The 11,385-nt window shown below is 71.1% G+C and carries 10 protein-coding genes; 3 read left to right on the top strand and 7 right to left on the bottom strand.

Annotated elements, in window-relative coordinates; genetic code table 11:
* Positions 1 to 318 precede the first annotated feature (318 nt).
* Together ABZT47_RS31210 and ABZT47_RS31205 are read right to left on the bottom strand one after the other, a co-directional pair.
* Positions 319 to 672 (bottom strand): YciI family protein, encoded by a 354-nt coding sequence (locus tag ABZT47_RS31210; protein ID WP_354850029.1) that lies wholly within the window; start codon positions 670 to 672, stop codon positions 319 to 321.
* Between the two features lie 157 nt (positions 673 to 829).
* Entirely contained in the window at positions 830 to 1,159 is a 330-nt protein-coding gene (locus tag ABZT47_RS31205) for a hypothetical protein (RefSeq protein WP_354850010.1), read from the bottom strand.
* 139 nt (positions 1,160 to 1,298) lie between these two features.
* Here ABZT47_RS31205 and ABZT47_RS31200 point away from each other — a divergent pair, with 139 nt between their 5' ends.
* The gene (locus ABZT47_RS31200) at positions 1,299 to 1,799 is read left to right on the top strand and encodes a carbonic anhydrase (protein ID WP_354850007.1); all 501 of its coding nucleotides are present in this window, start codon (positions 1,299 to 1,301) and stop codon (positions 1,797 to 1,799) included.
* Positions 1,800 to 1,949: 150 nt separating this feature from the next.
* On the opposite strand, the gene ABZT47_RS31195 is transcribed toward ABZT47_RS31200, so the two are convergent.
* Positions 1,950 to 4,022 (bottom strand): DNA topoisomerase IV subunit B, encoded by a 2,073-nt coding sequence (locus tag ABZT47_RS31195; RefSeq protein ID WP_354850004.1) that lies wholly within the window; start codon positions 4,020 to 4,022, stop codon positions 1,950 to 1,952.
* Positions 4,023 to 4,265: 243 nt separating this feature from the next.
* Here ABZT47_RS31195 and ABZT47_RS31190 point away from each other — a divergent pair, with 243 nt between their 5' ends.
* Positions 4,266 to 4,490: a hypothetical protein gene (locus tag ABZT47_RS31190; RefSeq protein ID WP_354850001.1), complete on the top strand. Its 225-nt coding sequence runs from the start codon at positions 4,266 to 4,268 to the stop codon at positions 4,488 to 4,490.
* Positions 4,491 to 4,630: 140 nt separating this feature from the next.
* Here ABZT47_RS31190 and ABZT47_RS31185 read toward each other — a convergent pair whose 3' ends face one another.
* Positions 4,631 to 5,359 (bottom strand): GNAT family N-acetyltransferase, encoded by a 729-nt coding sequence (locus ABZT47_RS31185; protein WP_354849998.1) that lies wholly within the window; start codon positions 5,357 to 5,359, stop codon positions 4,631 to 4,633.
* A 92-nt stretch (positions 5,360 to 5,451) separates the two neighbouring features.
* On the opposite strand from ABZT47_RS31185, the gene yaaA reads away from it, so the two are divergent.
* Positions 5,452 to 6,216, top strand: a complete 765-nt coding sequence (yaaA, locus tag ABZT47_RS31180; protein ID WP_354849995.1) for a peroxide stress protein YaaA — start codon at positions 5,452 to 5,454, stop codon at positions 6,214 to 6,216.
* Here the strand turns inward: yaaA and ABZT47_RS31175 are convergent.
* The 3 genes from ABZT47_RS31175 to ABZT47_RS31165 form a co-directional block, all read right to left on the bottom strand.
* Entirely contained in the window at positions 6,203 to 7,177 is a 975-nt protein-coding gene (locus ABZT47_RS31175) for a hypothetical protein (protein WP_354849992.1), read from the bottom strand. The two genes, yaaA and ABZT47_RS31175, sit on opposite strands and share 14 nt — an antisense overlap.
* A gap of 130 nt (positions 7,178 to 7,307) precedes the next feature.
* On the bottom strand, positions 7,308 to 9,026 hold the full coding sequence (locus tag ABZT47_RS31170) for an RNA polymerase sigma factor (RefSeq protein WP_354849989.1): 1,719 nt from the start codon (positions 9,024 to 9,026) through the stop codon (positions 7,308 to 7,310).
* A 237-nt stretch (positions 9,027 to 9,263) separates the two neighbouring features.
* Complete coding sequence (locus ABZT47_RS31165; RefSeq protein ID WP_354849986.1) at positions 9,264 to 11,363, bottom strand: SpoIIE family protein phosphatase; 2,100 nt, start codon at positions 11,361 to 11,363, stop codon at positions 9,264 to 9,266.
* Positions 11,364 to 11,385: the final 22 nt, after the last annotated feature.

Here is an 11,385-nt window from a genome sequence, read left to right as displayed (position 1 = left end):
TATCGGTCAGCTTGATCTCCACCGCAGACGGCCCCGAAGACGACATGCGGCAATCATAGAAATTTAAGTGACGAATTTCAGGCGCATGACACTAGCACGCTGTCCACGAACGTTCACCGGTTCGGGCGCCGTAACAGGCGCCGGCATCGCCGTACCACGACCCGCCGACCCGGCGCCGATCACTACAGCCCGTGGCCGGGGATGGAGAGCCGCGCCCGGGGATCGTAGGCGGTCACCGCACCAGGTGCGGCCCGGGGTGGAGAGCCGCGCCCGGGGAACGTACGCGGTCACCGCACCAGCGGGCCGGGACGGGCGTCTTCAGGCCTCCGGCCCTGACTGGTGGACGACGGGCCGGACCTCCATGGCGAAGTATCGGGCGTCGGGCCAGCTCGCGGCGATCTCGACGGCGCGCTCGGGCGTCTCGCACTCGACGAGCAGGTAGCCGGCGAACTGCTCCTTGGCCTCGCTGAACGGCCCGTCGGTGATCGCCGGGACGCCGTCGCGGACGCGCACCGTCTTGCTCTGGGACGGGTCGGCCAAGGCCTCGCCGCGCAGCAGCTCGCCGGTCTCGGTCAGCTCCTTCATGATCGAGTCGACCGCGCCGAACAACGCCTCGCGGTCGGCCTCGGACAGCTCGTCGACGTAGCCGGGACGGTTATGGATCAACAGCATGTACTTCACGATCGGCTCCTTGCGGTGTGCGGCGACCCCTGCGGGGTCCGTCGTAAGGGAGTCGGAGCCGGCCCGGCCCGCTCTACGTCACCCTCGCGATTATCTTCCCGGACTTTCCCGGCGGCCCGTGCGGCCGCTCCCGCGCGAACGCCCGTGGTCAGGAGGGGGAGGGCGTGGCACCGGCCTTGGCCGCGACGGGGATGGCCGTCAGCAGCTCCCAGGGCTCGCCGTCGTGCCAGGAGTCGATGAGCCGGGCCACGGCCTCCTGCGGCTCGAACTCGCCGCAGCCGTACGCCCCGAAGCAGCCGGCCTCCTCCAGCGCGGCGATCAGCGGGTCGTCGTCGGGAAGGGACTGCGTGTAGGACGCGGCGTCGAGCAGGGCGAGCGCGCAGCGCGCGTTCCAGCCGCCGTCCCGGGCCTGCACCCGGTCGAGCCGCCACCTGGCCCGCGCGCGTAGATGGCCTGCGAGCGAATCGGTCGTCCCCACCACGAACCCTCTCCACGATCTTCACTAAGAGTGGGAACATCATCACCCATCGTGACGCGTGATCGTGGGATCTTTACGAACCCTCGTATCGGGCCCCCCGGAGGTATTCGCCGAACCGACATCCGGGAATATGGGCATCATGACGGAAGCCTTCGACGATCTGCTCACCGCCAACGAGGATTTCGCCAGATCCTTCCAGCAGGCGGACCTGACCGGTCAGGCCAGGCGCGGGCTGGCCGTGGTCACCTGCATGGACTCACGGATCGACCCGCTCAAGCTGCTCGGCCTGTCGGCCGGCGACGCCAAGATCCTGCGCAACGCCGGGGCGCGCGTGACCGAGGACGTCCTGCGGACGCTCGTGCTCGCGGTGTACCTGCTCGGGGTCGATCGCGTGCTGGTGATGCCGCACACCGACTGCCGGATGGCCAAGTCGACCGACGAGGACGTCCACGAGCTGATCAGCCGCCAGTACGGCGTGGACACCCGCAGCCTGGAGTTCCACACCGTCCCCGACCAGGACGCCGCGCTGCGGCGTGACATGGTGCGCATCCGCACCTACCCCTACCTGCCCGACCGCCTGGCCGTCGGCGGAGCGGTGTACGACGTCCACACCGGCAAGCTGATGCCGGTCGAACTCTGACCCCTGCCCGTACCGCCCGCATACCGTGAAGGCCGGGATCTCTCCCGGCCTTCACCTCATCAACGGCGATCTCGTGAGCGCCGGCGCCAGGCCGGCGCCCGCACGCCCTGAACGGCCTCACGCCCCGCCACCCCCGAGGAGCCGCAGGCGTCAGGCGTCGATGGCGTCGCGGTCGACCTCGGCGGCGCTGCTGACGATGAACTCGCGGCGGGGCGCCACGTCGCTGCCCATGAGCAGCGAGAAGATCTGCTCGGCCGCCTCGACGTCCTCGATGCGGACCCGGCGCAGGGTGCGGTGGCGCGGCTCCATGGTGGTCTCGGCCAGCTGGTCGGCGTCCATCTCGCCCAGGCCCTTGTAGCGCTGGATGGGGTCCTTCCAGCGCTTGCCCCGCCGATCGAGGTCGCGCAGGGTGCGGTGCAGCTCGGCGTCGGAGTAGGTGTAGAGGTACTTCTCCTTGCCCTTGCCCGGGTTGGTGATCTCGATGCGGTGCAGGGGCGGCACGGCGGCGAAGACGCGCCCGGCCTCGACCATCGGCCGCATGTAGCGGTGGAACAGCGTCAGCAGCAGGCAGCGGATGTGCGCGCCGTCCACGTCGGCGTCGGCCATGAGGATGACCTTGCCGTAGCGGGCGGCGTCGAGGTCGAAGCCCCGGCCGGAGCCGGCGCCGATCACCTGGATGATCGCGGCGCACTCGGCGTTCTTGAGCATGTCGGCCACCGAGGCCTTCTGCACGTTCAGGATCTTGCCGCGGATGGGCAGCAGCGCCTGGAACTCCGAGTCGCGGGCCGCGCGGGCGGTGCCGAGGGCGGAGTCGCCCTCGACGATGAACAGCTCGCTGCGGTCGACGTCGTCGCTGCGGCAGTCGACCAGCTTGGCGGGCAGCGCGGAGTTCTCCAGGGCGCTCTTGCGGCGCTGGTTGTCGCGGTGCTCGCGGGCGGCGATGCGGGCCTTGGCGGCCGCGACGATCTTCTCCAGGACGGCCCTGAGCTGGAGCTTGTTGGCCTTCCTGGTGCTGGCGAACAGCTCTTTGAGCTCCCGGGAGACCACGTGGGCGACGATGCGGCTCGCCGCGGAGGTGCCGAGGACCTCCTTGGTCTGGCCCTCGAACTGCGGCTCGGGCACGCGCACCGTGACCACGGCGGTGAGGCCCTCGAGGAGGTCCTCCTTGGTCACCGGGTCGTCGCCGTTCTTGAGCAGGCGGGTCTCTCTGAGCTGCTCGTTGATCGTGCGGTGCAGGGCGCGCTCGAACCCGCTGATGTGGGTGCCGCCCTTGGGCGTGGCGATGACGTTCACGAAGGAGCGCACGGTCGTCTCGTAGCCCTTGCCCCAGCGGACGGCGACGTCGACGGTCAGCTCGCGCTCGACCTCGGTGGAGGTCATGTGGCCCTGCTCGTCCAGCACGGGCACGGTCTCATGGAAGTGGCCGACGCCCTGCAGCCGCATGACGTCGCAGACGGCCTCGTCGCGGGCCAGGAACTCGGTGAACTCGGAGATGCCGCCGTCGAAGCGGAACTCCTCGTCCAGCGGCTCCTCGCCCCGGCTGTCGCGCACGGCGATGGTGAGGCCGGGGACCAGGAAGGCGGTCTGGCGGGCGCGGACGTGGATCTCGTCCAGCGAGACCTCGGCCTCGGGCAGGAAGATCTGCTTGTCGACCCACCAGCGCACGCGCGTGCCGGTGGCCTTGCGGCCCAGCGCGCCGCCGTCGCGCAGGCCGGACTTCTTCTTGAACTTGGCGCCCGGCCCCTCGCCGTCGAACACGCCGGGCACGCCGCGCCGGAAGCTGATCTCGTGGACGCGCCCGTCGCGGTCGACCTCGACGTCCAGCCGGGCGGACAGGGCGTTGACCACCGAGGCGCCGACGCCGTGCAGGCCGCCGGAGGCCGCGTAGGAGCCGCCGCCGAACTTGCCGCCCGCGTGGAGCTTGGTGTAGACGAGCTCGACGCCGGCCAGGCCGCTCTTGGGCTCTATGTCGACCGGGATGCCCCGGCCGTCGTCGCGGACCTCGATGGAGCCGTCGGGGAACAGCTCGACCTCGATGCGCTTGCAGTAGCCGGCGAGAGCCTCATCGACGGCGTTGTCCACGATCTCCCAGAGGCAGTGCATGAGACCGCGGCTGTCAGTGGACCCGATGTACATTCCGGGGCGCTTACGGACGGCCTCCAGGCCCTCCAGCACCGACAGATGACGGGCCGTGTAACCCGTCTCCGTGCTGACTGCGGTCACTCCCACTCCCACCGAGCATCGAACATGTGTGCGTAGCCTACCGTTTCCGATGGTCCACCGCGCCTAAGCGTGCCACCAACAGGGGGTTCTGCGTCAGACGGCGGCCGAATCACGTCACTTAACGAGACATTCTGCTCTCGGCGTATCCGTAAGGCGATTGGGAACGTCCGCATCGGGTTAGATGTTGAGCCAAGTGACTGACGCCAAATCCCCACGTCAGTGGGGTGAACGGAAAGGCGATACGTGACTGGAGCCCTCGCCCCCACCAAGCCGCTGACCGCCATCGACCGATGCGACCGGTGCGGCGCCCAGGCGTACATCCGCGCGTCCCTCCCCATGGGCGGGGAGCTACTGTTCTGCGCCCACCACGGGCGTCGGCACGTTGCGGCTCTGCGCGACAAGGGCGCCGACATCCAGGACGAGTCGGCGCGTCTCAGCGAAACCCCTACGAACACCAGCGAGCGGTGAGCCCAGGCCCGTCGCTCTGACCTAGATAACCGAGCACAACCTCATAACGGTGAACCGTGAACGCGGCGATCCGAGGAGGCGTCCCCCCGGACACCTCCTCGGCCTCGCCGCGTCGCGCTGTCAGGGCCCGCGCGCCGGTGCTACCTCACGCGATAGTGGTAACGCCCCGCCGGCGTGAAGCCCTCGGCGGCGTACATGGCCATTGCCGTGGTGTTGCGCCACAGGACGACCAGGTAGGCCCCGGTCGCCCCGCGAGCGCGTCCGTGCGCCAGCAGGCCGCGCAGCACGCCGCGCCCGAGGCCCCGCCGCCGGGCGGCGGGCACCGTCGCCATGCAGTAGATCCCCAGCATGCCGTCCTTGAGCACCGATCGGCCGACGGCGAGCGGCGCGCCATCCCCGTGCACGGCGGCGTAACTCGCGGGCACCCCGCGGACGATGCGCTCGGCGGTCGCGAGGCCCCTGTCGAACCTGCCGTCGACCTCCCACCAGGTGGTCAGCCAGCCGGGCCCGGGCTCATCCGTGATCGTCACCGGGTGGGCGGCCGGCGGGGTCGCACCGTCCAGTGGGGCGGTCATGTAGGCGGCCTCGTCCACCAGGCGGTAGCCGCGCCCGGCGAGGTGGCCGTCCAGCCATGACGGCGCGCGCGGGCCCACGGAGAACACGCACGGCAGCCCCCGGGCGGCGTAGAACCTCTCGGCCGCGTCGAGAGCCTTGTCCGGATCGTCCGGCTCTCCCCATGGCAGCACGGAGTTGGCGCGTTTGGTCACGCCGTCCGCCGCGCGCAGGATCCAGTCGCCGACCACCTCCTGGTGCGTCGCCGGCCAGGCATGGTGCACAAGAGCCTCGATGTCCGCACATTCCTCGTTCATCAGCGCAGACTCTAGCCGATCTTCCCGCCTCCCGGCCGGGCCGCAGGAGGCCGCGCGACCCGGCTGACCTGCGGAGGCTAGGATCGGGAGCCGTGCTCATCCTGCTGCCGCCCTCCGAGGGAAAGGCCGCCCGCGGCACCGGGCGCCCCCTGGACCTCGGCGCCCTGTCCTTCCCCGAGCTGACCTCGGCCCGCGAGAAGGCCCTCGACGCGCTCGACGCGCTGGTCAGTGGCCCGCAGGAGGAGGCGATGACGGTGCTCGGCCTGTCCCCCGGCCAGGCCGGCGAGCTGGGCAGGAACCTCGCCCTGCGCACCGCCCCCGCCCTGCCGGCCTCCAAGCTCTACACCGGCGTGCTGTACGACAATCTCGGCCTGGCGACGCTGGACGCCCGGGCGCGCCGGCGCGCCGGCAGCCGGATCATCGTGTTCTCGGGGCTGTGGGGCGCTCTACGGCTCGGCGACCGCGTGCCGCCCTACCGCCTGTCCATGGGCGTGCGGCTGCCTCCCCTGGGCGGCCTGGCGGCCCACTGGCGCCCGAGCCTGCGCGAGGCCCTGGACGGGGGGAAGGGCCTGATCGTCGATCTGCGGTCCTCGACCTACGCGCAGGCGTGGCAGCCCGGCTCGCGCGCGGTCACGGTGCGCGTGCTGCGCGAGTCGGGCGGGTCGCGCACGGTGGTCAGCCACATGGCCAAGGCCACGCGCGGCGCGGTCGCCCGCTCGCTGGTGGAGTCCGCCGCCGACCCGCGCACACCGGGCGAGCTGGCCGACCTGCTGACCGGCCTCGGGCACACCATCGAGCTGGGCGCCGCGCCCTCGCGGGGGCGGCCCTGGACCATGGACGTCGTTATCCGTTCGTGATCACATTCAGCCGCGAGCACGCCTTGTGGAACTCCCTGGCCGGGTCGCCCAGATGCGACCACGGCATGTCGCTGAAGCGGCCACCGGTGCGCGACAGGTGGCCCCTGGCGGGCCGGCGCATCTCCGCCAGGTAGAAGGCGGCCCCGAACGCGTTGTGCGCCTCCACGGCCCGCGGATGCGGCCGCGAGCCCCTGCCGTCGTGCCAGCGCCCGGACGCCGCGCTGATCTCCCGCTGCACGTCGAAGGTGCCCCACGCGCGCGACCGTCCCGAGCGCTCCCCCGCGACGTGCTCGAAGTGGGCCAGCGGCAGCAGGGCCCAGAGCGGGTCACCGACCGGCGCGAACCGCCCCGCGCCGCGGGCGAACTCGAACATCTCCTGGCTGGTGCCGCCCCACCCGGGCGACAGCGTCATCAGCCGGACGACGTGGGCGGCGTACAGCGAGGGATGACGGCGCCAGGCCTCGGCCCACAGGGAGTCCTTCTCCTCCCTCGGGCTCTCCAGGGCCAGCGCCATCCACAGCAGGCAGGTCCAGGGCACGGGGTCGCCCGGCAGCAGCTGGGCCGCCGCCAGCAGCGGGGCCCGCGCCGACTCCATCGCCTGGTGGAAGGTGCGCAGGCGGCCGGCCTGCACCGCCCGCGCCCGCACGTCGGGCTTGATCTCCCATGCCTCCTCGACGCGCGCGCGGCCGAGCCACAGCCACAGGTCGGGGTTGACCCGATCTCGCTCGAGCAGGGCCTCGATGCCGCCCGTGACTCCCACGGCGGCCTTGGCCAGCGCCTCCACGCGCAGCGCGCGCAACTCCGGATCCGCCCGGGTCGCGACCAGCGCGGGGATGGCGGGTTCCAGGAATCCACGTCCGAGAGCGGCCACCGCGTCGTCCAGCACGGTGTCCGCCCAGGGACGGCCTGCGATCAGTCGTGGCCCCCGAGCACGCGCCCGATCCACTTCGATCACACCCATGCCGCGTGAGCCTAGAAGCCGTCGAGACGTTGCTCACTACCGGCATGTTACGGATGCGTTAAGCACGCCTCACCGCATCCGGGCACAGAACGGCCCCCGCCCGGTGACCGGGCGGGGGCCGTTCGGCGGGTCAGTCGAGGTAGTCGCGCAGGACCTGCGAGCGCGACGGGTGGCGCAGCTTCGACATGGTCTTGGACTCGATCTGGCGGATGCGCTCGCGCGTCACCCCGTAGACCTTGCCGATCTCGTCCAGCGTCTTGGGCTGGCCGTCGGTCAGGCCGAACCGCATGGAGACCACGCCCGCCTCGCGCTCGGACAGCGTGTCGAGCACCGAGTGGAGCTGCTCCTGCAGCAGGGTGAAGCTCACCGCGTCCGCGGGGACGATCGCCTCGGAGTCCTCGATGAGGTCGCCGAACTCGCTGTCGCCCTCCTCGCCGAGGGGGGTGTGCAGGGAGATCGGCTCGCGCCCGTACTTCTGGACCTCGACGACCTTCTCAGGGGTCATGTCCAGCTCGCGGGCGAGCTCCTCGGGGGTGGGCTCGCGGCCGAGATCCTGCAGCATCTGCCGCTGGACCCGGGCCAGCTTGTTGATCACTTCGACCATGTGCACCGGAATGCGGATGGTGCGCGCCTGGTCGGCCATGGCGCGGGTGATCGCCTGGCGGATCCACCACGTGGCGTAGGTGGAGAACTTGTAGCCCTTGGTGTAGTCGAACTTCTCCACCGCGCGGATCAGGCCCAGGTTGCCCTCCTGGATGAGGTCCAGGAAGAGCATGCCGCGGCCGGTGTAGCGCTTGGCCAGCGAGACCACCAGGCGGAGGTTGGCCTCCAGCAGGTGGTTCTTGGCGCGGCGGCCGTCCTCGGCGATCCACTCGAGCTCGGCGCGGACGTCGACGGGCAGGCGCTCGCCGTCGTTGGCAAGCTGCTCCTCGGCGAACAGGCCGGCCTCGATGCGCTTGGCGAGCTCGACCTCCTGCTCGGCGTTCAGCAGGGGGACCTTGCCGATCTGCTTGAGGTAGTCCTTCACCGGGTCGGCGGTGGCCCCGGCGGCGGCGACCTGCGCGACCGGCGCGTCGTCGTCGTCATCGGAGAGGATCAGCACCTCGTCGTCGCTCTGGACCTCGGGGCCGGCCTTGGGCTCCTCTTCGACCTCGGCCTCCGGCTCGACCTCTACCTCGGCTTCCGCCTCGGTGTCGGCGTCGGCTTCCGCCTCGGGCTCGGCCTCGGCGTCCACCTCCACGTCGATGTCGAAGTCCTCCAGTTCGAGGTCGCCCTCGATGTCGAGGTCCTCGTCGTCCTCGGAGGCGACCTTGGGCTTGGTTTCGATCTTGGGCGATGGCGACGCGGGCACGGCGACCTCCGGCTTGGCCTTCTTGGCGAGGGCTGCAGGGGTTGCGACCTTGGCGGGAGCGTCAGGGGCGGGTGCGGCCTTCTTCGCCGGCGCGGCCTTCTTGGCCACGGGCTTCTTGGCGACCGGATTCTCACCGGTCGCCGCGGCCTCGCCCCCGGCACCGCTCACCACGGCCGTGACGGTATCGGGCTGCTCCTTGGCCGCCGCGGTGGCGGTCTTGGTCTTCTTGACGGGGGCGGCGGTGCGACGCTTGGCCGGGCCACGAGACTTCTTGGGCGCCGCCGAGTCCGCAGCGGTCACCACGACGGTCACACCCTCTTTGCTGAGGTTCCGCAGGAACACCGCGGCGTGCGACATCGGGATGTCCGCCTCCTCGAAGGCCTTGCGGACATCCTCAGACTCGAGGAAACCCTGCGAGCGCCCACGCTCGATGAGCCGCTGAATGACGGGCTCGTTCAGCTCAGACGGCTTCGAGCGAGTCGAACTTGCAGGCGACACGAACACCTCTCGAACGAACGCATGGTGAGAATGGACCCAGGTGCCCGCTAGGGGCTCTTGCTTCTTTTCGGTGGTGGGCCGTGCGAACCGCGACGTGCCTGTCCAGCATTGTGGCATGACCCCGCAGTCCATACGGCCGCCTCACAGCGGTTGCCCTCCACCCTAGGCCGACCGGAACAGTAGTGCGTACGGAAGCGGGTCACCGATACCCGAAAGCAACCCTTATGACTGTTTCATTCAGTCACTCTTTGTGGCGGCCGGCACGTGGACGGCGAGCACCGTGACGTCATCGTCCTGCTCATACCCCGCCAACATGCGATCCACCAGGAAGTCAAGCAACATGTGCGGATTTCCTAGGACTTCGGGGGGCGCTTCGGCCACCACCGACGAAAGTTCCGCGAGTCCCGCGTCCAGCCCGCGCTTGCGGTTCTCGACGAGCCCGTCGGAGTAGAGCACCGCGGTGTGCCCCGGCGGCACGCAGAACCGGAACTGCTTGCGGGTGGTGGGCCAGCCGAGCGGCGTGCCGGGCTCGCCGTCGGACAGCACGGCGGTGCCCTGCGGGGACACCAGCAGGGGCGGCGGGTGGCCGGCCAGCGCGAGGGTGCCCTCGCCGGTGGCGGGCTCGACGACCATGTACGCCAGGGTGGTGACCTGCTCTTCCTCCTCGGTGGCGTCGAAGACGCGGTCAAGGCCGGTGAGCACGGCCGCGGGCGGCGGGTTGGTGAGGGCCAGGGCGCGCATGGCGTTGCGGATGCGGCCCATGCCGGCCGCGGCCTTGACGCCCTTGCCCATGACGTCGCCGACGACGGCCGCGACCCGGGCGTCCTGCAGGACGAACGCGTCGTACCAGTCGCCGCCGACCTGGACGTGCCTGCTGCCGGAGCGGAACCGCTGGGCCAGCACCAGGCCGGGGATCACCGGCAGCCGGTCGGGCAGCAGGCTGCGCTGGAGGGTCTCGGCCGTGCGGTGCTCGCGCTCGAACAGCGTGGCGCGCTCGACCGCCAGGGCGCACTGCCCGGCCAGGGCCTCCAGGAAGACGCCGTCCTCCTGGGAGATCTTCTGCGGGCGGGTGAAGGCGAACCTGAGCGCGCCGAGGGCCCGCCCGGCGGCCAGAAGCGGAAGACCGACCCAGGCCCGCTCGTCGCTGCCGGCGAGGAACCCGTCGATGACCGCCTCGTCGGCGCCGGCCTCCACGAGCTGGGCCTTCAGGCTCTCGGGCGACTCGGCGAACACCGGCCTGCGGCTGTTGACGGCCATGGTCATCAGGCTGGACTGGGAGAGCGGGATCTCCTCGCCCGTGCCGCCCGGAACATCGGCCACGCCGCCGTTGTTGGTGAGCTTGAGCGCGGCCCGGTCGGTGTCGAGCAGCGCGACCGAGGACTTGTCGGCGGCCAGCGCGGTGCGGCCGACGTCGATGATGACCTGGACGACCTGCTCGACCGTGAGGGCCTCGGCGAGCTGGGCGGTGGCGCCCTGCAGGCGCGCGGTGCGCAGGGCGGCGGCGCCGAGCTGGTCGGTGAGCCGTCCCCGCATCTCCTCGGCCTCGCGCTGCGGCGTCACGTCGCTGTTGGCGCCCACCCACTCGACGACCCGGCCGTGCCGGATGATCGGGACGGCGCGCACCTCGAAGTGGCGGTAGCCGCTGGCCCGGGTGCGGACGCGGTAGCTCCACTCGAACAGCGTGCGGCCGCGCAGGGCCTCGCGCCAGGCCTCCTCGGCGGCCGGGCGGTCGTCGGGATGGACGGCCTCCAGCCAGCCGTAGGCGAGGTACTCCTCCAGGCTCTGGCCGGTGATGGCCCGCCACTGCGGGGCGTCGTCGACGACGGCCCCGGTGGGCGAGGCGATCCACACGAGCTGCTGCTGGGACTCCACCAGCGAGCGGTAGCGCTCCTCGCTGCGGCGCAGCTCCTCCTCGGCGAGCTGGCGCTCGGTGACGTCCACGCCGAACATCGCGACCCCGGCGAGCGCCCCCTTGTCGCCGTGGATCGGGTAGAACGACAGGCTCCAGTGGCGGAGCTCACCGGTGGCCGACATGCTGCGGTAGCGCTGGTCGTCGTGGACGACGGCGCGGTGCTCCTGGACGACCCTGCGCAGGGCGGCCTCGATGAGGGCCGACAGGTCGGCGGCGACGATCTCGGACGCCAACCGGCCGACGTGCTCCTCGGCGGCCACGCCGCTGGCGTCGGCGAAACTCTGGTTGACCCGCTGGATCCTGCCGGTGGCGTCGAAGAACGCGAAAGCGAACGGGGCCTCCGCCAGCAGGCCTGCGAACAGGGCGGGGTCTGAGATGTCCACACCCGACTCCCGGGGACGGGGCACGGAGGTTTCGGCGCTCATGGTCGGCACCTCCGTCGCGTGC

The organism is Sphaerisporangium sp. NPDC005289, assembly GCF_040607455.1.
GTDB classification, from domain to species: Bacteria; Actinomycetota; Actinomycetes; order Streptosporangiales; family Streptosporangiaceae; genus Sphaerisporangium; species Sphaerisporangium rhizosphaerae.
This window is presented reverse-complemented; position numbering and strand designations above follow the sequence as displayed.